At 60.4% G+C, this 21,631-nt stretch carries 16 protein-coding genes; 4 read left to right on the forward strand and 12 right to left on the reverse strand.

What is annotated here, in order from left to right:
* Positions 1–283 precede the first annotated feature (283 nt).
* A complete protein-coding gene (gene lldD / locus ACUN0G_RS20155; RefSeq protein WP_445574112.1) occupies positions 284–1,426 on the reverse strand; it encodes an FMN-dependent L-lactate dehydrogenase LldD in 1,143 nt (380 codons plus the stop codon).
* 108 nt (positions 1,427–1,534) lie between these two features.
* Here lldD and ACUN0G_RS20160 point away from each other — a divergent pair, with 108 nt between their 5' ends.
* Entirely contained in the window at positions 1,535–2,443 is a 909-nt protein-coding gene (locus tag ACUN0G_RS20160; RefSeq protein ID WP_258347393.1) for a LysR family transcriptional regulator, read from the forward strand.
* Here the strand turns inward: ACUN0G_RS20160 and ACUN0G_RS20165 are convergent.
* Entirely contained in the window at positions 2,440–4,398 is a 1,959-nt protein-coding gene (locus tag ACUN0G_RS20165) for an ATP-binding protein (RefSeq protein WP_445574113.1), read from the reverse strand. The genes ACUN0G_RS20160 and ACUN0G_RS20165 overlap by 4 nt on opposite strands.
* Before the next feature lie 357 nt (positions 4,399–4,755).
* Between ACUN0G_RS20165 and ACUN0G_RS20170 the strand changes: the two genes are divergently transcribed.
* From ACUN0G_RS20170 to nadA, 3 genes are all read left to right on the forward strand, one after another.
* Positions 4,756–6,042, forward strand: a complete 1,287-nt coding sequence (locus ACUN0G_RS20170) for an OmpP1/FadL family transporter (RefSeq protein WP_445574114.1) — start codon at positions 4,756–4,758, stop codon at positions 6,040–6,042.
* A gap of 128 nt (positions 6,043–6,170) precedes the next feature.
* Positions 6,171–7,742: a lactate dehydrogenase gene (locus ACUN0G_RS20175; RefSeq protein WP_445574115.1), complete on the forward strand. Its 1,572-nt coding sequence runs from the start codon at positions 6,171–6,173 to the stop codon at positions 7,740–7,742.
* A gap of 220 nt (positions 7,743–7,962) precedes the next feature.
* Positions 7,963–9,021 (forward strand): quinolinate synthase NadA, encoded by a 1,059-nt coding sequence (nadA, locus tag ACUN0G_RS20180; protein ID WP_003209852.1) that lies wholly within the window; start codon positions 7,963–7,965, stop codon positions 9,019–9,021.
* A gap of 844 nt (positions 9,022–9,865) precedes the next feature.
* On the opposite strand, the gene ACUN0G_RS20185 is transcribed toward nadA, so the two are convergent.
* The 10 genes from ACUN0G_RS20185 to ACUN0G_RS20230 all read right to left on the reverse strand — a co-directional run bounded on the left by ACUN0G_RS20185 (position 9,866) and on the right by ACUN0G_RS20230 (position 21,568).
* Positions 9,866–10,354, reverse strand: coding sequence for an RDD family protein (locus ACUN0G_RS20185; RefSeq protein ID WP_445574116.1), 489 nt, complete (start codon positions 10,352–10,354; stop codon positions 9,866–9,868).
* Between the two features lie 95 nt (positions 10,355–10,449).
* Positions 10,450–10,662 carry a cold-shock protein gene (locus ACUN0G_RS20190; RefSeq protein WP_003316897.1) on the reverse strand — a complete coding sequence of 71 codons (213 nt, stop codon included), beginning with the start codon at positions 10,660–10,662 and terminating at the stop codon, positions 10,450–10,452.
* A 389-nt stretch (positions 10,663–11,051) separates the two neighbouring features.
* Positions 11,052–12,176 carry a glycine cleavage system aminomethyltransferase GcvT gene (gcvT, locus tag ACUN0G_RS20195; RefSeq protein ID WP_445574117.1) on the reverse strand — a complete coding sequence of 375 codons (1,125 nt, stop codon included), beginning with the start codon at positions 12,174–12,176 and terminating at the stop codon, positions 11,052–11,054.
* A 39-nt stretch (positions 12,177–12,215) separates the two neighbouring features.
* Positions 12,216–13,592 (reverse strand): L-serine ammonia-lyase, encoded by a 1,377-nt coding sequence (locus tag ACUN0G_RS20200; protein ID WP_330564484.1) that lies wholly within the window; start codon positions 13,590–13,592, stop codon positions 12,216–12,218.
* A gap of 169 nt (positions 13,593–13,761) precedes the next feature.
* Positions 13,762–16,608 carry an aminomethyl-transferring glycine dehydrogenase gene (gene gcvP, locus ACUN0G_RS20205; RefSeq protein ID WP_258347380.1) on the reverse strand — a complete coding sequence of 949 codons (2,847 nt, stop codon included), beginning with the start codon at positions 16,606–16,608 and terminating at the stop codon, positions 13,762–13,764.
* A gap of 10 nt (positions 16,609–16,618) precedes the next feature.
* Positions 16,619–17,002 (reverse strand): glycine cleavage system protein GcvH, encoded by a 384-nt coding sequence (gcvH, locus tag ACUN0G_RS20210; RefSeq protein ID WP_445574118.1) that lies wholly within the window; start codon positions 17,000–17,002, stop codon positions 16,619–16,621.
* Between the two features lie 402 nt (positions 17,003–17,404).
* Positions 17,405–18,913 carry a sigma-54-dependent transcriptional regulator gene (locus ACUN0G_RS20215; protein WP_063027651.1) on the reverse strand — a complete coding sequence of 503 codons (1,509 nt, stop codon included), beginning with the start codon at positions 18,911–18,913 and terminating at the stop codon, positions 17,405–17,407.
* Between the two features lie 185 nt (positions 18,914–19,098).
* Positions 19,099–19,461, reverse strand: coding sequence for a DUF5064 family protein (locus ACUN0G_RS20220; protein WP_063027653.1), 363 nt, complete (start codon positions 19,459–19,461; stop codon positions 19,099–19,101).
* Positions 19,462–19,479: 18 nt separating this feature from the next.
* On the reverse strand, positions 19,480–20,409 hold the full coding sequence (gene arcC, locus ACUN0G_RS20225; protein WP_201139978.1) for a carbamate kinase: 930 nt from the start codon (positions 20,407–20,409) through the stop codon (positions 19,480–19,482).
* Positions 20,410–20,557: 148 nt separating this feature from the next.
* The gene (locus ACUN0G_RS20230; RefSeq protein ID WP_010169901.1) at positions 20,558–21,568 is read right to left on the reverse strand and encodes an ornithine carbamoyltransferase; all 1,011 of its coding nucleotides are present in this window, start codon (positions 21,566–21,568) and stop codon (positions 20,558–20,560) included.
* Positions 21,569–21,631: the final 63 nt, after the last annotated feature.

Here is a 21,631-nt window from a genome sequence, read left to right on the forward strand (position 1 = left end):
GCCATAGTTGAGCCATCATTAAACGGATTGTTACATCGGAGGGAGGATTTATTACGTAAAACGTGGGGAATGCCGTGTTATTCACAAAATAAATGCACAAGGGTGGTGAAAGAAGGGCAGGCAGGTGCTTAATGTAGGTTGGTTTTTCGGGAGTTAGTCGTTCAGGAGGGGGCGAAGAGAGCTTTTTGATTGTTGCAATACAGGCGCTTAATCTTTTTGTTTATACGTGGCTGAAAAGGGCAGCCCCGGTCTTGGCAAGAGAACGGGGCTGCCTCGTTTCAACTCAGTTTTGGCCGCGTACCAGAATCGATTCATCGATTTGTGCAATCGACGTGACCCCGGTCAGCGTCATGGCCACGCGCATCTCCTTGGCGAAGATATCCAGCAGGTTTTCCACGCCACGCTGTCCGTCGGCGGCCAGTGCGTAAGCCTGCGCACGGCCCAGCAACACGCCCTTGGCCCCCAGCGCGAGCATGCGCACCACGTCCAGCCCCGAGCGTACGCCGGAGTCCACCAGCACCGTCAGATCGCTGCCCACGGCTTGTACGATAGGCGCCAGCGCCTTGGCCGTGGACAGCACGCCATCCAGCTGGCGGCCGCCGTGGTTGGAGACGACGATGCCGTCGGCGCCAAAGCTCACCGCGTCCTTGGCATCCTCGGGGTCGAGGATGCCTTTGATGATCATTGGGCCTTTCCAGAACTCGCGGATCCACTCCAGGTCTTTCCAGCTGATAGACGGATCGAAGTTGTTCGCCAGCCAGCCGATGTAGTCCTTCAGTTGGGTGGGCTTGCCCAGGTATTTGGAGATGTTGCCCAGGTCGTGGGGGCGACCCAGCAGGCCCACATCGAAGGCCCAGGCCGGTTTGGTCATGGCCTGCAGGATTTGGCGTTGCGGCCCGTAGGCGCCGGACATCCCCGAATGGGCGTCGCGATAACGCGCGCCGGGGGTGGGCATGTCGACGGTGAATACGAGGTTTTTCACCCCGGCGGCCTGGGCTCGCTCCAGGGCATTTTTCATGAAGCCGCGATCTTTCAGCACATACAGCTGAAACCAGATGGATTGCGCACTCTGGGACGCCACTTCCTCGATCGGGCACACAGACACCGTCGACAGGCAAAACGGAATGCCCTTGTTCGCTGCCGCCTTCGCCGCCTGCACTTCACCGCGCCGGGCAAACATGCCGGTCAGGCCCACCGGGCTGAGCACCACCGGCATCGCCAAGGGCTGGTCGAACAGCGTGGTTTCAAGGCTCAGGCTTTCGACGTTACGCAGGATGCGCTGGCGCAGGCTGATATCGGACAGGTCCGAGCTGTTGGCCTTGAGGGTGTGTTCGGCGTAGGCACCGCCGTCGATGTAGTCGAACAGGAAACGCGGCAGTTTGCGGCGGGCGGCTTCGCGGTAATCCGATGCGGACGAAATGATCATGAACAGTGATGCCCCGAGTGAAGAAAAACGGTGGGGTGAGCATAGACAAAGGCCATTCATGGTAAAAACAACTTTTCCAACTTGAATCAAGTCGCAAATGGAATACTCATGAACCTTCGTACGTTGTTGGCCTTTGTCGAAGTGGTTCGCCAGGGCAGCTTCTCACAGGCGGCCGAGGTGGTTTCGCTCACCCAGTCTACCGTCAGTAAGGCGGTCAAGACCCTGGAAGATGAGTTGGGCACGCCGCTGTTCAATCGCATCGGCCACAAGAGCGAGCTGACGGCCGCTGGCGAAATTGCCTACCGACGCGCGCTGGTGTTGCTGGCCGAGCGCAGTGACCTGGTGGCCGAGATCAACGACCTGCTGGGGCTCAAGCGCGGTGTATTGCGCATTGGCTTGCCGCCGGTGGGCAGTGGCGTGCTGTTTGCGGCGATGTTTGCGTTGTATCGACAGCGTTATCCGGAGATCGAGATCGAGCTGATCGAGCACGGCAGCAAGAAGCTGGGCGAATGCCTGGAGGCCGGGGAGGTGGACCTGGCCGCATTGCTGGTACCGGTGGCGGGGGAATTTGAATATCAGGACGTGCGCGTCGAACCGCTGATGGTGGTAATGCCGATCGACCATCCATTGGCCGGGCGCAAAAGCGTCAATTTTTCCGATCTGGCCGACTCGCCTTTCATTTTGTTCGAGGCCGGGTTTGCGCTTAACCGGATTATTCTCACGGCCTGCGAGCGCAGAGGCGTAGTCCCACGCATCACCGCCCGCAGCGCCCAGATCGACTTTATCGTCGACCTGGTTGCCGCAGGCTTGGGGGTCGCGTTTTTGCCGAGCATGCTGGCTTACAAACACCTGCACGCCGGCATTGCTCTGATCCAGTTGGATGAGCCCCAGACCGATTGGCACATCGCCCTGGCCTGGCGGCGACAGGCGCATCTGCCCCCGGCAGCACGGGCCTGGCTGGACTTGGCCCTGGAGATGGGCAATGTTCCAGGCAGCGCGACCCAGCCGGCGGTTTAGCCTTGTGCGGTCAGGGTCAGGCGACTCTTGACGACTTTTTGCAGCAGCAGGGCCAGTGCCTCGGTGGAGTAAGGCTTCTGCAGCAAGACAAAACGGCTGGCCTCTTCCTGAGCGATACGCGCGTACTCGTCGTTGTAGCCAGTGGTGAGCACCACCGGCAGCCACGGATACAGGGCCTCGATTGCGTCCAGCAACTCCAGGCCGCTCATGCCGGGCATGGAGATGTCGGAGAACACCACCTGGAAGCTTTCCGGGTTGGGTGCCAGGGCTTCCAGCGCGCTGTTGGCATCCGGCACCCAGAGTACGTGAAAGCCCATCTGTTCCAGGGTTTGTGAGGTGTACAGGCCGATATCGGCGTTGTCCTCGACCATCAGCACGCACAAGCTTGAGACGATGGGGGTGGGGCTGGTGTCTTGAAGTACCGGCATGGCACTTGGCTCGACCCTGGGCAGGTACAGGGTGAATTGGCTGCCTGTGCCGCATTCGCTCTGCACCAGGATTTCACCGCCCGACTGCTTGGCGAAGCCGTACACCTGAGACAAACCCAAACCGGTGCCCTGGCCGATGCCCTTGGTGGTGTAGAAGGGCTCGAAGATCGCGTCGAGTTTCTCCGGCGGGATACCCGACCCGGTGTCGGCCAGCTCGATGGTTACGTATTCGGCGATGCGCACCGGATGAGCGCGAACCGAAGGCAGCCAACTGGCCGTCGAGACAGTAATTGTCAAATGCCCGTTGCCGGCCATGGCGTCCCGGGCGTTGACCACCATGTTGACCAGCGCGGTATCGAACTGGCTCTCATCGGCGTTGATATAGCAGGCGTCGTCGGGCACCTGGATGCTGACCTTGACCCGTGAACCGGTCAGGCTGTCCATCATCTCGCCCACCCGCTTCACACTTTCGCCGACGTTGAACACTTCTGGCCGCAAGGCCTGGCGGCGGGCGAACGTGAGCAATTGGGCGGTCAGGCGGGCTGCGCGGTCGACGGTGCTGGCGATGGCTTCCACGTATTTCACGCGCCGCTCTTCGCTGAGGGAGGGCGGCTTGAGCAAGTCGGCGCAGGACTTGATCACCGTCAGCAGGTTATTGAAATCGTGGGCGACACCACCCGTAAGCTGGCCGATGGCTTCCAGTTTCTGCGACTGGCGCCGGGCATCCTCCGACAGGCGCAAGGCTTCCTTGGCTTCTTCCTCGGCCTGGATGTCGCGGCCCACGGCATGGATGTAGTCGCTGTCGGGCACGGCCGTCCAGGCGATCATGCGGTAGCTGCCGTCCTGGTGGCGGTAACGGTTCTTGAAGTTGGGGAAGTTCTTGCCATCCCCCAAACGGCTGACCGCCGAGGATGAGACGGCCAGGTCGTCGGGGTGAACCAGGGCCAGCAATTGGCTGCCCACCAGGTCGTTTTCGGTGTGGCCGAGCATGCGTGTCCACGCCGGGTTCACGGCGGAGATCACACCGTCGAGCTGCGCCACCAGCATCAGGTCTGGCGACAGGCGCCAGATGCGGTCGCGGTCGCGGGTGCGTTCGATCACCCGCTGTTCCAGGGACTCGTTGAGTTTGCGCAGGGACTCTTCGGCTTCGCGCAGGGGCGTGATGTCCCGGGAAACACAGAGGATCTTCTCCGGCAGTCCGTCACTGCCCATGATCGGGCTGACGTTCACATGCCACCACTTCAGGTTGCCGGCCAGGGTATTGGCGGCGCCGATGAAGCTGGCGTTCTGACCATTTCGGGCGGCTTGCACGGCGGCCTTGGCGTCGAGATTTCCCTGGTCCTGCCAGAAGTCCGGCCAGGGGCAGCCGCGAATCGCATTGAAGTCGCTGACTTCCATGATCTGCTTGCCGCCTTCACTCATGAAGGTCAGGCGTGCGTCGAGGTCCAGCACCTTGATGCAGTCGTTGATGCTGGCAAGCACGCGCTCGGTGAAGGCTTCGCTGTGATCCAGGCCCGCGACGGACAAATCGCTGACACCCGTTTCGGGTGGGCGATGTGTTTCTGAACCCTTCCCGATAGTGCTATTCATTTGAGTGCTGCCGCGCGTGTTAAATACCCGCCATCATGTCATTGCGACACTTATATCTCCAGCCATTTGACGCTAATTCGACGGCAGACCCCGTCTGCCTGCAAGCGCGGGATCAAGCTTAAAACTCATCAGTCACTTTCGGGTTTTCAGGTCTGAATAAGTGCGCTAAAAACCGCCAAAGTCGTTGAAATCAAGAGGATTGTCGGACAATTTCCCGCATGAAAAACTCTTCATAATTTGCCCGCTCGAAGATTGGTAGCTTCCTCGTGCTGCCCAATAATTCGAGTTCTAATAATGAATAAAAAACTCTGCAAGAGCGCTTTGGCGCTGTCGATTTCGCTCGCCTCCACGTCCCTGTTTGCAGGTGGTTTCGCCCTCAATGAACAAAGCATCAGTTCAATGGGTACAGGCTACGCCGGGCGTTCCTCCTCCGCCGATGACGCCAGCACGGTGTTCGGCAACCCGGCCGGCATGTCCCGCCTCAAGCAGAATGAAGTGAGCATCGGGGCGACTTACCTGGATGCCAGTTCGAATATCAAGAACGCCAGCTCCTCGCAATTCGGTGCCAATAACCCGGGCACCGACAAGGGCGATATGGTGCCTGGCATTGCCGTGCCGATGGGCTACCTGGTGACGCCGATTGATGAACACTGGGCGTTCGGCCTGGGGATCTATGCGCCGTTCGGTTTGGAAACCGACTATGAGCGCAGCTTTCAGGGCAATGGTTTTGGCAATAAAAGCCAGATCAAGGTCATTACCGTGCAGCCGACCGTCAGTTATGCCTTCAACGACAAGGTCTCGGTGGGTTTCGGCCCCACCTTCAACCGGATCTCGGGTGAACTGGATTCCAACGTGCCGCTCGGGGGTGGCGCCGGTGAGAAGGTCAAGGTCAAGGGTGACGACACCGCCACCGGTTTCAATGCCGGTATTCTGGTACAGCCGCTGGAAAGCACGCGCATCGGCCTGACTTATCACTCGCAGGTGGTCTACCACCTCAGCGGCAAGACCAACGCTTCCGGCCTGATTTCCGATGCCTTTGATGGCGGCCCGCAACGCTATGACGCCAGCCTCAATGTCACCACACCCTCGTCGGTGGACTTCTCGGTTACCCATCAACTGAACGATGACTGGACCTTGTACCTGGGCAGCACTTACACACGCTGGAGCCAGCTGAAGAAGATCACCATCAACAACGACGGTGTGTCAGCGTTGGCCGCCCAGTTCGGCGGCTTGAATGCGATCACCGAACAGCAGAACTGGCATGACACCTGGTCCCACGCCATTGGCGCGGCGTATCGGGTCAACAAACAACTGGTGCTGCGTACCGGGTTCTCGGTGGATCAGACGCCAACCAACAACACCGACCGTTCCCTGCGGATTCCGACGGGTGACCGCACCGTATTCAGCCTCGGTGCCGGGTGGACGCCAATCGAAAACGTAACGTTTGACGTGGCCTATTCCTACCTCAAGGAAGAACCGATCAAGGTGCGCCAGAGCCAGCCCGCCTTGGGCCTGACCTACGACGCCAAGTATGAAAACAGCGCCAACGGTTTTGGTGGTTCGGTAACTTACCGCTTCTGATGCACCGAAACAGGGCAAAGAGTCATTTTTCTGACATGGCTCTTTGCTAGCAATTGTATCGATCGTGCTACCAAACCCTGCCTGTCTTGGTTAAATTAGGCGTAATTCAGCTCAAGACAGGGATCGTCATGACTACGCTTTCGCCGATCAGCTCCGCCATTCCCCTTATCAATCGACCCGCCGTTGCGCCGCCAGCGACGCTGACGCCAGAAACGGACGCCACTGCCGTGCGTCCTTCCTCGGTGGTCAGCCTTGGCAATGTCACGGTGGATGTTCAAGCCGGCACCTATTCCCGTAACGGCCAATTGCCCGGCCATGGGTCGATCAACGCCTGGGAAAGTGACAGCTACTATGCGGTCACTAAAGCGATCAACACGAATTTCTATGTGCTGCCCAGAGGCACGGGCTTCAGCGGCCTGGGCGCTACCCTGATCGAGCAATTTGCGAAGAGCGGTACCGACATTTCCCAGTCGGCGCTGAGCACCACTTCGTCCAAGACCCAAAGCCCCGACGAGCTCAAGATTCAACAGGCGCTGCTCCACAGCAAGGCAGACAACCTGGTCAGCCTCACCGTCAAGACGGCCAGCGGCAAGACCGTCACCTTCAGTCTGGCCAGCCAGTCCAGTGGCCTGGCCGCGCAGGCCAAGGTGGACGGCGGCACCCTCAGCGCCGCCGAGCTCAAGGAAGTCGCCAAGTTGGGCGAAGCGTTCCAGGGGGCTATCGACGGTCTGGCCGCCCAGCCGCCGAAACTCGAGCTGAGCAAGCTGACGCAGTTTGATTCCAGTGTGTTGTCCTCGGTGGACCTCAGCGGCAAATTGAAAGTACGCAAGGCTGAGGACCTCACGCTTGCATTCCATGCGGACAGCCAGAGCCGTACGACGCGGATGAGTGGCCCGGCGGGGGAGGTGAATCTTTCGGTCGACCTGAAAAACGCCGGCATTATCGGTAACGCCAAGCAACAGGCAATCGCGCTGAAAAGCTACCTGGCCCAGTTCGACAAGGCCCAGGCGCGGGGCAAAGCCGACGCTGACATGATGGCGATGTTCAAGGACGCGTTTACCGCCATGAACAGCAACTACCCACAGGGCATCAAGGCACCGCAGCCACTGACCCGGAGTGCGGCGGATCAAGGCTTGCTCACCGGTCTTGCAGATTTCAAGGCCTCCATCCGCCAGACGGCCACGTTGCCGAACCCGTCCCGTCTTATGGAAAACGACACGTTTGCCTATGAGGTGTCCCAGAAGACGCGTGTCGGAGGCAATGACCTCTCGAATCGCACGGTCGACCAGGTCCAGCAATCAACTCTCAAAGCCCGTTTTCATTTGGCGCTCAATGGCGGCAAGCCACCGTCTTTCGACACCCAGCGCGAGTCGCAGAACTACCTCTACGTGCAGGTCGACGACAAGGCCAGCAGCGCGGCGAATATCACCTACAAGGACGGCCTCCTGACCAACGCCTCCGTGGACCAGAGCGCCAGCCAGAGCACCCGCACCCAGCGCTATGAGATGGGGATATTGGTTAAAGACAGCGTGGCGCCGAACCAGGCCAGCAGCCATCGCGACTACCTGGTGTTGCTGGAGTACGCGGCGCGGGAAGGCAAGAAGGCCCAGGGCGCCGATGAAACCATCCTGAAGGATGCGCTGGCGAACATGCATCAGTGGGTGTTGCTGCAAGACGACCCCACCGTTTTGTCCCGTTAAACCGGTCGTTGTAAAAAAGGGAAACCCCTGCTTGGGTTTCCCTTTTTTTATGCCTCGCCGAATCCCAGATTAGGCTTTTGAAACCATTCGATATTCTGTAGCCTTGCGCAGCTTCACCGTGCTTGATGAGCACAATCACTTCGTCCGGCGGCGCCCGAAGGGCTCCAGAGCCGGTGGTACACTCGACTTTCGCGCAACTGCGCCTGCAGGTCTTGCGAACATGACGCAAATTTCCGAACGCCTTCTGGTCCAAGCCCACCTCGACGCCAAGCAGCCCAAGGTGCTGAGCGCCGAAGAAGAGGCGGGCTACCGTGCCGCCATCGCCGCCGAGCTCAAGGCTCAGGACGCGGTGCTGGTGGCGCACTTCTACTGCGATCCGGTGATTCAGGCCCTGGCCGAAGAAACCGGTGGCTGTGTCTCTGACTCCCTGGAAATGGCCCGCTTCGGCGCGGCGCACCCGGCCAAGACCGTCTTGGTGGCGGGCGTGCGCTTCATGGGCGAGACGGCCAAGATCCTCACGCCTGAAAAACGCATCCTGATGCCGACACTGGAAGCCACCTGCTCCCTGGACCTTGGCTGCCCGGTGGATGAGTTTTCGGCGTTCTGTGATCAGCACCCTGAGCGCACGGTGGTGGTTTATGCCAACACGTCGGCAGCGGTGAAAGCCCGGGCTGATTGGGTGGTCACCTCCAGTTGTGCGTTGGAGATTGTCGAAAGCCTGATGGATAACGGCGAGACCATTATCTGGGGGCCGGATAAGCATCTGGGCACCTATATCCAGCGTCAGACGGGGGCGGACATGCTGCTGTGGGACGGTGCGTGTATCGTGCACGAGGAGTTCAAGTCCAAGCAGTTGGAGGACATGAAGGCGTTGTATCCGGACGCAGCGATTCTGGTGCATCCGGAGTCGCCCACTTCGGTGATTGAGTTGGCGGATGCGGTGGGGTCGACCAGCCAGTTGATCGCGGCGGCGCAGCGGTTGCCGAACAAGACGTTTATCGTGGCTACTGATCGGGGCATCTTCTACAAGATGCAGCAGTTGTGTCCGGACAAGGTGTTTGTCGAGGCGCCGACGGCCGGGAATGGGGCGGCGTGTCGCAGTTGTGCGCATTGTCCCTGGATGGCGATGAATACCCTGGAGCGTACGCTGCAGTGTTTGCGTGAGGGGAGTAATGAGATTTTTGTTGAGCCTTCGGTGATTCCGCAGGCGGTTAGGCCGCTGAAGCGGATGTTGGATTTTACTCAGGCGGCTCGGTTGAGGTTGGCGGGGAATGCCTGATTTGTGGTGGGTTGGTTTGTGTACATATCCGTTGCTGCGGTAACGGCGGCTTAGGGTTCCGCTCTTACAGCGGGTCACTTTTGGCAAACGCCCCAAAAGTAACCAAAAGGTCTTTGCCCCACCACTCGGTGCCTCGCCTAGGCTCGGCATGCCCGCACTCCGGCACGGCTCCGCGGGCCGCCGCGACGGGCCATCCATGGCCCGGCGCGGCTAAATCGGCATCCCTGCCGATTTACCCGCTCCACCGTGCCTACTTGCGGCCATCGTGGTTAACGGGGCCCGCAGATCAAAATCAAAAGCAGATCAAAAGCAGAGCACAGCGGCCTACCGGCCGGCTTGAGTGTTAAAAGCAAAAGCAAAGACCAGAGCGAAAACCGATCTGCTTTTCTGTGGGAGCTGGCTTGCCTGCGATGCAGACACCTCGGTGCTTCAGGTACACCCAGTTGATGCTATCGCAGGCAAGCCAGCTCCCACATTTGACCGTGCCCGCTTTAGATTTTGATTTTGCTCTTCAACACTCAAGCCGGCCGGTAGGCCGCTGTGCTCTTGATCTGCTTTTGATCTTGATCTTAGGCGCCCCGTTAAACCACGCTGGCCGAACGCAGGCTTTGGAGCGTGGGTAACCCGGCAGGACGCCGGGTTAGCCGTCCTGGGCCAAGGATGGCCCATGACGGCGGCCCACGGTCCAAAGCCGGAGTGAGGGCACACCGAGCCTAGGCGAGGTGCCGAGTGGTGGGGCAAGAGCGTTTTGCTTACTTTTGCGCTCTTCAAAAGTGAGCCGCTGTAAGAGCGGAACCAATAGCGGCCATAACCGCAGCAACGGATATGCCCCCAATCTAAAAACCTACTTCTTTTTCTTCGGAACCCGCACCAACCGCGTGTCCGAATAAATGTCATGCCAGCCACGCTTCTGCTTGTCGAACAACGACCAGATAAACCCAAGCCCCAGGCACAACCACGAAGCAATCGACACCACAAACCGCAACAACGCCTGCCACAGACTAATCCGCGACCCATCAGCGTTCTGCACCCGCAGCCCCCAAACCTGCATCCCCAGGGTCTGCCCCGAGTGCGTCCAAAACTTGGCAAAAAACCCAAACAACACAAAAAACAAAATCGTCGACAACAGCGGATCACCATCCAGCGCGCCAGATTCAGACAGCGCCCGTAACTTGGCCTCCCCGACAAACCCCATCCACACCAGCTTGTAGATAAAGGCCGTGACGATCAGCAGGGCCGTGCACAACAGGAAGTCATAGAACATCGCTGCCAGACGACGGCCCAGGCCTACGGCGGGAAACTCGCCTTGGGGGCTCAGCAGGTGTTTCGACATGGCATGGCTCTCGGCAGGAAAAAAGCCATTTTACGGAAGAACGCCCATAAAAAAGCCCCTGATGTCATATCAGGGGCTTTTTGTCGCAGTAAGGATCAGCCTTCTGCTTGTACTTCGTCGGCTTGCATGCCTTTTTGGCCTTGCACCGCGATGAAGGTCACTTTCTGGCCTTCCTTCAGGCTTTTGAAGCCGTTGCCCTGAATAGCGCGGAAGTGGACGAACAGATCCGGACCGCTTTCTGGAGTGATAAAACCAAACCCTTTCTCGTCGTTAAACCACTTGACGGTACCGCTCTGACGTTCAGCCATTTTCTTATTTCCTTGACGCTAAAAATTAATGACAGTCCCTTTCACATGAAAGAGTACTGGGCTGGGTTGCAGGAAAGTAAGAGACGTCGAACGGGTTGTAGCAAACTTTGGCTACTGCCCAGGTCCAGGTTCAAAGCGACCCATGCAAACACAGTGGGCAAACTCTACGCCAACTAAGACAGAAAAAACAAGCCCCGGAAAAAGCCCAGGTTTTGCTCGGCTTCATGACAGTTCTGTTCACAATGTGGAATGTCTTTATTCGATAGAATTCGTCACTTGTTATAGGTGACGGAACATAACATTGACTATCGACAGTGCACTTTAATGTGGCGGTTGCGTTACAGATTAGTGCACGTTAACGCAACCGCGTTACTTATAGGAACAGTCAATCAGCCACGGTAGTAACGTTGTGGCACGAATGGCATTTTACTTACACGTAGTGGCACCTTTTTCCCACGCACCAATGCAGATACTTCGGTATCCAGTGCGATGAATGCGCTGTCCAGGTAACCCATGGCCAGCGGGCCGCCCAGGCTCGGGCCAAAACCGCCGCTGCAGACGCTGCCGATCACGGTGCCGTGTTCGTCGACGATTTCTGCACCTTCACGCACCGGTGTCCGCTCCTGTGGCAACAGGCCTACGCGTTTGCGGCTCACGCCGGTTTGTTGCTGGGTGAAGATTGCGTCGGCACCCGGGAAGCCGCCGGCACGTGCGCCATCAGCGCGGCGGGCCTTGGAAATCGCCCACAACAGGCTGGCTTCAATCGGCGTGGTCTCGGTGTTCATGTCATGGCCGTAAAGGCACAGGCCGGCTTCCAGGCGCAGGGAGTCGCGAGCGCCGAGGCCTATGGCCTGCACTTCGCTTTCGGCCAGCAGGCTGCGGGCCAGGGTTTCGGCGCTGGCGGCCGGCACCGAGATTTCGAAGCCGTCTTCACCGGTGTAGCCCGAGCGGCTGACGTAGCAGTCCACGCCCAGCAGGCGGGTCGGTGCGAATTGCATGAAGGTCATGTGCTTGACCTCCGGCGCCAGGCGCGCCAGCACGCTGACAGCAGCCGGGCCTTGCAGGGCCAGCAGGGCGCGTTCCTCGAACAGTGGTTCGATGGTGCACTGGTCACCGATGTGCTGGCGCAGGTGGGCCAGGTCCTGGTCCTTGCAGGCAGCGTTGACCACCAGGAACAGTTCGTCGTTACCCAGGTTGGCGACCATCAGGTCATCCAGGATGCCGCCTTGCTCGTTGGTGAACATCGCATAACGCTGCATGCCCACCGGCAGGTCAATGATGTCCACCGGCACCAGGGTTTCCAGGGCCTTGGCGGCGCCGGCGCCGGTCAGGCGGATCTGGCCCATGTGGGACACATCGAACAACCCGGCCTGTTCACGGGTGTGCAGGTGTTCTTTCATCACGCCCAGCGGGTATTGCACCGGCATGTCGTAGCCGGCGAAGGGCACCATGCGTGCGCCCAGCTCGAGGTGCAGGGCGTGCAATGGGGTTTTCAACAGGGTTTCGGTGGACATATTCAGCTCCTGAAAAACGTGCGGACGCGCTTGTAGGCGTCAGCACTCGATAATGTTGACCGCCAAACCGCCACGGGCGGTTTCCTTGTATTTGCTTTTCATGTCGGCGCCGGTCTGGCGCATGGTGCGGATGACCTTGTCGAGGGAGACGAAGTGTTGCCCGTCGCCGCGCAGGGCCATGCGCACCGCATTGATGGCCTTGACCGAACCCATGGCGTTGCGCTCGATGCAGGGCACCTGCACCAAGCCGCCGATGGGGTCGCAGGTCAGGCCGAGGTTGTGTTCCATGCCGATCTCGGCGGCGTTTTCTACCTGGGAAACCGTACCGCCCAACACTTCGCACAGGGCGCCGGCGGCCATGGAGCAGGCCACGCCGACTTCCCCCTGGCAGCCGACTTCGGCGCCGGAGATCGAGGCGTTTTCCTTGTACAGAATGCCGATGGCCGCAGCGGTGAGCAGGAAGCGCACCACGCCGTCTTCACTGGCCCCCGGGATAAAGCGCATGTAGTAGTGCAACACCGCCGGCACAATCCCGGCCGCCCCGTTGGTGGGCGCCGTCACCACGCGCCCGCCATTGGCGTTTTCTTCGTTGACCGCCAGGGCGTACAGGTTGACCCAGTCCAGCACCGACAACGGGTCGCGCAGCGCCGATTCCGGGTTTTTGCACAGCTGGCGGTGCAGCGCGGCGGCGCGTCGCTTGACCTTCAGGCCGCCCGGCAAAATCCCTTCGTTGCGACAGCCCGCGTCCACGCAGTCCTGCATCACCTGCCAGATCTTCAGCAGGCCGGCACGGGTTTCCGCTTCCGGGCGCCAGGCGCTTTCATTGGTCAGCATCACCTGGCTGATGGACAGCCCATAGGTGGCGCAATGGCCGAGCAAGTCCTTGGCACTTTTGAACGGGAAGGTCAGGGGTGTGGCGTCTTCGACGATACGGTCGTGGCCGGCGGCGTCTTCATCCACCACAAAACCGCCGCCCACCGAGTAGTACTCGCGGCTGCGAATCTGCAGGCCAGCGGCGTCGAAAGCGCGGAAGATCATGCCGTTGGGATGATAGGGCAAGGGTTTGCGAATCATCGCCAGGTGTTCTTTCTCGTTGAACGCAATGCTGTGTTCGCCGAGCAGGTTCAAGCGTGCGTTGCCGCGAATTTCCGACAAGCGTGCGGCGACGGTTTCAGTATTCACGGTGTCCGGGTGTTCGCCTTCCAGGCCCAGCAATACGGCCTTGTCGCTGCCGTGGCCTTTGCCGGTGGCGCCGAGGGAACCGTAGAGTTCCACCTTGACGCAGGTGGTGGTGGCTAACAGGTTATCGCGCTTCAAGCCTTCGACGAATCGAGCGGCAGCGCGCATCGGGCCGACGGTGTGGGAGCTGGAGGGGCCGATGCCAATCTTGAACAGGTCGAACACGCTTAAAGACATGGTTGTTCTCCGGTTTCTTATTATTGGACGCAGATTTTCGGTTGTACCCGATCCCTGTGGGAGCCGGGCTTGCCCGCGATAGCGGTGGGTCAGGCGACATTTCTGTCAACTGATACACCGCTATCGCAGGCAAGCCAGCTCCCACATTGATCGGGTTCTACCGGTCAGGTTACGCGTAGCTCTCGATCGACGGGCAAGCGCACACCAAATTGCGATCGCCAAACACGTTGTCCACCCGGCCAACCGGCGGCCAGTACTTGGCCTCGATCAACGACGCCACCGGGTACACCGCTTGTTCACGGCTGTATGGGTGGCTCCATTCGCCAACCAGTTCCGCGGCAGTGTGTGGTGCGTTCTTCAGCGGGTTGTCGTCCTTGTCCAGCGAGCCGTTTTCCACCGCGCGGATTTCTTCGCGGATGGCGATCATCGCGTCGCAGAAGCGGTCCAGTTCTTCCCTGGATTCGCTTTCGGTCGGCTCGATCATCAGGGTGCCAGCCACTGGGAACGACATGGTCGGCGCATGGAAACCAAAGTCGATCAGACGCTTGGCCACGTCATCCACGCTGATGCCGCTGCTGTCTTTCAACGGGCGCAGGTCGAGGATGCATTCGTGAGCCACCAGGCCATTACTGCCGGTGTACAGCACGGGGTAGTGCTCTTCCAGGCGGCGGGAAATGTAGTTGGCATTCAAAATCGCCAACTGCGAAGCGCGCTTGAGGCCTGCGCCGCCCATCATGCTGATGTACATCCAGGTGATCGGCAGGATGCTCGCGCTGCCGAACGGTGCGGCGCAGACCGCGCCTTCCTTGCGTTCCATCGCGGCGTGGCCGGGCAGGAACGGGGTCAGGTGGGATTTGACGCCAATCGGGCCAACGCCCGGGCCGCCACCACCGTGGGGAATGCAGAAGGTCTTGTGCAGGTTCAGGTGGGACACATCGCCGCCGAACTTGCCCGGGGCGCACAGGCCGACCATCGCGTTCATGTTGGCGCCGTCGATGTACACCTGGCCGCCGTTGTCGTGAATGATCCCGCAGATTTCGCGGATGCCTTCTTCGAACACGCCGTGGGTGGACGGGTAGGTGATCATCAGCGCGGCGAGGTGCTCGCGGTGCTCGATAGCCTTGGCGCGCAGGTCTTCGATGTCGACGTTACCGCGTGCATCGCACGCGGTGACCACGACGCGCATGCCGGCCATGTTGGCGGTGGCCGGGTTGGTGCCGTGGGCCGACGACGGGATCAGGCAGATGTCGCGGCGCTCTTCACCACGGCTCTGGTGATACGCACGGATGGCCAGCAGGCCAGCGTACTCGCCCTGGGAACCGGCGTTCGGTTGCAGGGAGATCGCGTCATAACCGGTGGCCGCGCAGAGCATGGCTTCCAGTTCGGTGGTCAGTTGCTGGTAGCCGGCGCTTTGCGAGGCGGGGGCGAACGGGTGCAGGGCACCGAACTCGGCCCAGGTCACCGGGATCATTTCGCTGGCGGCGTTGAGCTTCATGGTGCACGAGCCCAGCGGGATCATGGTGCGATCCAGGGCCAGGTCCTTGTCGGCCAGCTTGCGCAGGTAGCGCATCAGCTCGGTTTCGGAGTGATAACGGTTGAACACCGGGTGGCTGAGGATCGGCGACTGGCGCAGCAGCGCGGCCGGCAGGGTGCTTTCAACGCTGGCAGCCAATGCGGCGAAGTCTGGCAGGGCTTTGCCGCCGGCGAACACGCTCCACAGGGTTTCGATATCGGCTTGGGAGGTGGTTTCGTCCACCGACAGGCCAAGGCGTTCGCCATCGACCACACGCAGGTTGATGCGCTGGGCGCGGGCCTTGTCGTGCAGGGCGGCGGTTTGCGCGCCGGTCTTGATGGTCAGGGTGTCGAAGAAGTGGGCTTGTTCAACTGCCAGGCCCAATGCGCTCAAGCCTTTGGCGAAGATCGCGGTCAGGTGGTGAATGCGGTTGGCAATCCGGGTCAGGCCTTTCGGGCCGTGGTACACGGCATACATGCTGGCAATGTTGGCCAACAGCACTTGGGCGGTGCAGATGTTGCTGGTGGCCTTCTCGCGGCGGATATGTTGCTCGCGGGTCTGCATGGCCAGGCGCAGGGCCGGCTTGCCGAAACGGTCCACGGAAACGCCTACCAGACGGCCCGGCATGTCGCGCTTGAACGCATCCTTGGTGGAGAAGTACGCCGCGTGCGGACCACCGAAGCCCAGCGGCACGCCGAAGCGTTGTGCACTGCCGATGGCCACGTCGGCGCCGAACTCGCCCGGCGGGGTCAGCAGCGTCAGGGCCAGCAGGTCGGCGGCCACGGCCACCAGCGCATTGGCGGCGTGGAAGCGCTCGGTCAGTTCGCGGTAGTCGAACACATCACCGTTGCTGGCCGGGTATTGCAGCAGGGCGCCGAAGAAGGCGCTGACGTCGGTCAGTTCACGCTCGTCGCCCACCACCACGTCGATGCCCAGCGGCTCGGCACGGGTGCGCAATACGTCGAGGGTTTGCGGGTGGCTGTGCACGGAGGCGAAGAACGCGTTGCTGCCTTTGTTCTTGCTCAGGCGTTTGCAGAAGGTCATGGCTTCGGCAGCGGCGGTGGCTTCGTCCAACAGCGAGGCGTTGGCGATCGGCAGGCCGGTGAGGTCGCTGATCAGCGTCTGGAAGTTCAGCAGCGACTCCAGGCGGCCCTGGGAAATCTCCGGCTGATACGGCGTGTAGGCGGTGTACCAGGCCGGGTTTTCCAGGAGGTTGCGCAGGATCGGCGACGGCGTGTGGCAGTTGTAGTAGCCCTGGCCGATGTAGGTCTTGAACAGCTCGTTCTTGGCGGCAATCGCCTTGATCGAAGCCAGTGCGTCGGCTTCGCTCAGGCCGTCGCTCAGGCCCAGCACGGCGGTGCCCTTGATGCTTTCCGGGATCACGCTGGCGCTCAAGGCTTCCAGGGAGTCAAAGCCCAGGGTGGCGAGCATGTGTTGCTCGTCGTCCTGGCGCGGGCCGATGTGGCGGGCGATGAATTCGTTGGCGGTGGTCAGATTAGTCATGGCGCGCTCCTCAGGCTTCAGCGTTGGCTTTGATCAGGCGGTCGTACGCATCCTGATCCAACAGCTTAGCTACTGCATCGGCATCAGCCGGTTTAAAGCGGAAGAACCAGCCTTCGCCCATCGGGTCTTCGTTGACCAGCTCGGGGCTGCCATCCAGCTTGTCGTTGACTTCGAGGACTTCGCCGTTCAATGGCATGTATACGCCGCTGGCGGCCTTGACCGATTCAACGGTGGAGGCTTCTGCGCCCTTGTCGTAGGCCTGCAGTTCAGGCAGTTGCACGAAAACCACATCACCCAGCGCGTTCTGCGCAAAAGCGGTAATGCCCACGGTAACGCTGCCGTCGGCTTCGGCGCGCAGCCATTCGTGATCTTCAGTAAAGCGCAACTCGCTCATGGAAACTCCTCAGGGCCAGATTCGTCTGGTGGACGGGATTGGAATAATGAGGAGTTGCTTAGCAAAATCGCGGCCAATGTTTTTTTATCGTTATAAAACAATTGGTTACTGTTTATCGCAGATGATGTTCCAAAGTTGGCTGTAGCGATATCGCTACAGCTGGGCCGTGGAAAAAAAGACTATGAGGATCAAAGCCTTGCATGGCGACGCCTAGGACGGTGTGTATCGATATCGTTCCGCTGTAGCGCTTTCAGTACAGGTAGGAGTCGCTTTTAGCTGCAACACCCTTGTAGGAGCGAGCTTGCTCGCGAAGGTCGCAAACGATGACTCGGGAAACCTGGAGGAACGCGGTGTGCTTGAGTTTTTCGCGAGCAAGCTCGCTCCTACAGTGGGGCTAAGGCGTCAGGGCTTGTTGGGAATACCGTACTTGCGCAAGCGATGGGCAATGGCGGTGTGGGAGGTTTGCAGGCGGCTCGCCAGCTGACGCGTGGACGGATAGCTGACATAGAGCTTCTCCAGCAACCCGCGCTCGAAGTCTTCCACCGCCTGCTCCAGGCTGTCGACTTCACCGTCGTTCTGACGCGCCACCGAGGTGCCGGCGATGTCCAGGTCGCCAATGTCCACCAGGCTGCTTTCGCAAATGGCGGCCGCGCGGAAGATCACGTTCTGCAACTGGCGCACGTTGCCCGGCCAGCGGTTGCCCAGCAGTGCAGGGTAGGTGCCCGGCGCCAGGCGGCACACCGGGCGCTGGATCTGCGCGCAGGCCTGCTGCATGAAGTAGCGGGCCAGCAGCAGGATGTCCTGGCCGCGCTCGCGCAGGGGCGGTACTTCAACGTTGAGCACGTTGAGGCGGTAGAACAGGTCTTCGCGGAAGGTGCCTTCGCTGACCATTTTTTCCAAGTCGCGGTGGGTGGCGCTGAGGATCCGCACATTGACCTTCACCTCACGGTCGCCGCCTACCCGGCGGAAGCTGCCGTCGTTGAGAAATCGCAGCAACTTGGCCTGCAAGTACGGTGACATTTCGCCGATTTCGTCGAGGAACACCGTGCCCTGATTGGCTAGTTCCATCAGCCCGGGCTTGCCGCCACGCTGGGCGCCGGTGAATGCGCCGGGGGCGTAGCCGAACAGCTCGCTCTCGGCCAGGTTTTCCGGCAGCGCCGCGCAGTTCAGGGCCAGGAACGGCGCACTGTGGCGCGCACTGATGGCGTGGCAGGCGCGGGCCACCAGTTCCTTGCCGGTACCGGTCTCGCCCTGGATCAACAACGGTGCATCCAGCGCCGCCACCCGTTGCGCCCGCGCCTTGAGGGTGCGAATCGCCGGGGACTCGCCCAGCAGCGCATCGAAACCTTCGGCATGGTCGTGGTGCAGCGCCGACAGTTGTTCGCCGATGCGGTTGGGTGGGTACAGGGTCAGCAGGGCGCCGGCGTCGGTTATCGGCGTGGCGTCCAGCAGCAGGGTCTGGCCGTTCACGTTGATTTCCCGCAGGGCCAGGCGAAAGCCGTGTTCGAGCAAGGTGGCCAGCAACTTTGGGTCGTCGAACAGTTCATTGATGCTCTCGCCGGCGGGCTCGCGACCGTACAAGGCGATCAAGGCCGGGTTGGCCAGGAGGATCTTGCCGGCGCTGTCCAGGGCCAGCACCGGGTCGGTCATGGCGGCGAGCAGGGCATCGAGTTGCAGGTGCTGGCGCTGGCCGGGGAGGATGTCGACCACGGTCACGGCTTGCACGCCGCGCACGCTGAACAGTGCATCGCGCAGCTCTTCCAGCACCTCGGCGCTCAGGGTCGGGGCGTCGATGTAGACGTTGGGCGGAACCATTTCCACCGCATCCAGGTTCAGATTGCGCCCACCGAGCAAGGCCAGGACTTCCTGGGTGATGCCGACGCGGTCGATGAAGCTGACGTGGATACGCATGGGGCGGTTAGCGGTTCTGGCGAACGAGAGGTGGCAAGTATGCCTTGGAGGAGGGGTCAGGTGAAATCTGTAGGAGCGAGCTTGCTCGCGAAAAACGCACAAGCACCGCGTTCATTCAGGATGCCAGCGTTATCGTTGGCGACCTTCGCGAGCAAGCTCGCTCCTACAGTGGGTTGTGGCCGCGGTTATTCGAGGTGTTCAGGTTTGACCGGATCCCCAGGCTTCACATCCAGTTGATGCCGCACATCTTCAAACATCAAATCGTACTGCTTGTGCATTTGCCCATTGAGCACGGCTATCTTCGGCATACCGTACTTCTGCGCGATATTCATCGCATGCCGGGCGAAGTCGAACGACTGGTCCTTGGGCAGGAAAAACTCTTCCTTGAGCTCCTTGTCCTGCACCGAGCCGTGCATTTTGAAGAGCATTCCTTTGCCTTCCTTTGGGTCCTGGCTGACTTCGTAGTCGATGCACAGGTTGTAGCTGTAGTCATCCTTGTTCAGCGCGTGGCGTTCGATGTGCAGGTGACCAGGTTCAAAGGTAGCCATAGGCATTTCTCCTCTACTTCACAGGTAGGTGATTCCGGGTTTCGCCGTGCTGATTCGCGTGCCGGCAGTGCCCTGGACGATCGCTTCGATGTCCGAGAGTGAACCGATCACTGCGGTTTTGCCAGTCTGGCGGGCGAACTCGCAGGCGGCCTGGACCTTGGGCCCCATGGAGCCGGCGGCGAAGCCGAGCTTTTCGATTTCGTCCGGGTGCGCCTGGCCGATGGCTTTCTGGGTAGGTTTGCCGAAGTCGATAAATGCCGCATTGACGTCGGTGGCGATCACCAGCAAATCGGCGTCCAGTTGCCCGGCCAGCAACGAGGAGCACAGGTCTTTGTCGATCACGGCTTCAATGCCCTTGAGCTTGCCGTCTTCGCCATACATCGTCGGAATCCCGCCGCCACCGGCGCAGATCACGATGCTGCCTTTTTCCAGCAGCCACTGGATCGGGCGGATTTCAAAGATCCGCTTCGGCCGTGGGCTGGCCACCACGCGGCGATACTTGTCGCCATCGGGGGCAATCGCCCAGCCTTTTTCGGCGGCGAGTTTTTCCGCTTCGGCCTTGGCGTAGACCGGGCCGATGGGCTTGGTCGGGTTCTGGAAGGCCGGGTCCTTGGCGTCCACTTCCACCTGGGTGAGCAGGGTGGCGAACGGCACTTCAAAGTCCAGCAGGTTGCCCAGTTCCTGTTCGATGATGTAGCCGATCATGCCTTCGGTTTCGGCGCCCAGCACATCCAGCGGGTACGGCGACACCTGGGTGTAAGCCGCCGCTTGCAGCGACAGCAGGCCCACCTGCGGGCCATTGCCGTGGGCAATCACCAGCTCGTTGCCTTTGTGGATCTTGGCGATCTGTTCGGTGGCGATGCGGATATTGGCCCGTTGATTGTCTGCGGTCATGGGTTCACCACGGCGCAGAAGGGCGTTGCCGCCCAGTGCAACGACGATACGCATAATTCAATCCTTCTAGAGCTCGCAATCCTTTGTAGGAGCGAGCTTGCTCGCGATGGAGGTCAACGATAACGCGTCCATCCTGAATGAACGCGGTGCCCTTGAGTTTTTCGCGAGCAAGCTCGCTCCTACAGTGTGATCGCGGCAGGGTTTAGATATCCGCCAACGCCGACACCAGGATCGCCTTGATGGTGTGCATGCGGTTTTCCGCCTGCTCAAAGGCGATGTTGGCCGGGGACTCAAACACTTCTTCGGTCACTTCCACGCCGTTGGCCAGGTTCGGATAACGCGCGGCGATGTCCTTGCCGACCTTGGTTTCGCTGTTGTGGAACGCCGGCAGGCAGTGCATGAATTTCACGCGGGGATTGCCCGAGGCCTTCATCATCTTGGCGTTGACCTGGTACGGCAGCAGTTGCTCGATGCGCTCGTCCCACGCTTCCACCGGTTCGCCCATGGACACCCAGATATCGGTGTGGATGAAGTCCACGCCTTTCACCGCTTCCTTCGGGTCTTCGGTGATGGTGATGCGTGCGCCACTTTCCTCGGCGAATTCCTGGCACTGCTTGATGAAGTCAGCATGGGGCCACAGGGCTTTCGGCGCGCCGATGCGCACGTCCATGCCGAGCTTGGCGCCGATCATCAGCAGCGAGTTGCCCATGTTGTAGCGGGCGTCGCCCAGGTAGGCGTAGCTGATGTCATGCAGCGGCTTGTCGCTGTGCTCGCGCATGGTCAGGGTGTCGGCGATCATCTGGGTCGGGTGGAATTCGGCGGTCAGGCCGTTGAATACCGGCACCCCGGCGAACTTGGCCAGCTCTTCGACGATTTCCTGTTCAAAGCCACGGTACTCGATGGCATCGAACATCCGGCCCAGGACGCGGGCGGTGTCTTTCATGCTTTCTTTGTGGCCGATCTGCGACGACACCGGGTCGATGTAGGTGACGTGGGCACCCTGGTCGTGGGCTGCGACTTCGAACGCGCAACGGGTGCGGGTCGAGGTTTTTTCGAAGATCAGCGCGATGTTTTTGCCCTTCAGGTGCGGACGCTCGGTGCCGGTGTATTTGGCGCGCTTGAGGTCGCGGGACAGGTCGAGCAGGTAGTGCAGTTCGCGGGTGGTGTGATGCATTAGCGACAGCAGGCTGCGGTTGCGCATATTAAAAGCCATGGTGGATCTCCTTCTGTTTAGGTTATCCCCCTGGCCGGCGCCTTATGAGCGGCGGCCAGGGTT

This window comes from Pseudomonas sp. 32A (assembly GCF_052682255.1).

What these genes read in the sequence shown, in the direction of transcription:
- lldD (WP_445574112.1), bottom strand. Translation starts at nt 1,426, where the DNA reads ATGATCATTTCGTCCGCATCGGATTACCGCGAAGCCGCCCGCCGCAAA.
- ACUN0G_RS20160 (WP_258347393.1), top strand. Translation starts at nt 1,535, where the DNA reads ATGAACCTTCGTACGTTGTTGGCCTTTGTCGAAGTGGTTCGCCAGGGC.
- ACUN0G_RS20170 (WP_445574114.1), top strand. Translation starts at nt 4,756, where the DNA reads ATGAATAAAAAACTCTGCAAGAGCGCTTTGGCGCTGTCGATTTCGCTC.
- ACUN0G_RS20175 (WP_445574115.1), top strand. Translation starts at nt 6,171, where the DNA reads ATGACTACGCTTTCGCCGATCAGCTCCGCCATTCCCCTTATCAATCGA.
- nadA (WP_003209852.1), top strand. Translation starts at nt 7,963, where the DNA reads ATGACGCAAATTTCCGAACGCCTTCTGGTCCAAGCCCACCTCGACGCC.
- ACUN0G_RS20185 (WP_445574116.1), bottom strand. Translation starts at nt 10,354, where the DNA reads ATGTCGAAACACCTGCTGAGCCCCCAAGGCGAGTTTCCCGCCGTAGGC.
- ACUN0G_RS20190 (WP_003316897.1), bottom strand. Translation starts at nt 10,662, where the DNA reads ATGGCTGAACGTCAGAGCGGTACCGTCAAGTGGTTTAACGACGAGAAA.
- gcvT (WP_445574117.1), bottom strand. Translation starts at nt 12,176, where the DNA reads ATGTCCACCGAAACCCTGTTGAAAACCCCATTGCACGCCCTGCACCTC.
- ACUN0G_RS20200 (WP_330564484.1), bottom strand. Translation starts at nt 13,592, where the DNA reads ATGTCTTTAAGCGTGTTCGACCTGTTCAAGATTGGCATCGGCCCCTCC.
- gcvP (WP_258347380.1), bottom strand. Translation starts at nt 16,608, where the DNA reads ATGACTAATCTGACCACCGCCAACGAATTCATCGCCCGCCACATCGGC.
- gcvH (WP_445574118.1), bottom strand. Translation starts at nt 17,002, where the DNA reads ATGAGCGAGTTGCGCTTTACTGAAGATCACGAATGGCTGCGCGCCGAA.
- ACUN0G_RS20215 (WP_063027651.1), bottom strand. Translation starts at nt 18,913, where the DNA reads ATGCGTATCCACGTCAGCTTCATCGACCGCGTCGGCATCACCCAGGAA.
- ACUN0G_RS20220 (WP_063027653.1), bottom strand. Translation starts at nt 19,461, where the DNA reads ATGGCTACCTTTGAACCTGGTCACCTGCACATCGAACGCCACGCGCTG.
- arcC (WP_201139978.1), bottom strand. Translation starts at nt 20,409, where the DNA reads ATGCGTATCGTCGTTGCACTGGGCGGCAACGCCCTTCTGCGCCGTGGT.
- ACUN0G_RS20230 (WP_010169901.1), bottom strand. Translation starts at nt 21,568, where the DNA reads ATGGCTTTTAATATGCGCAACCGCAGCCTGCTGTCGCTAATGCATCAC.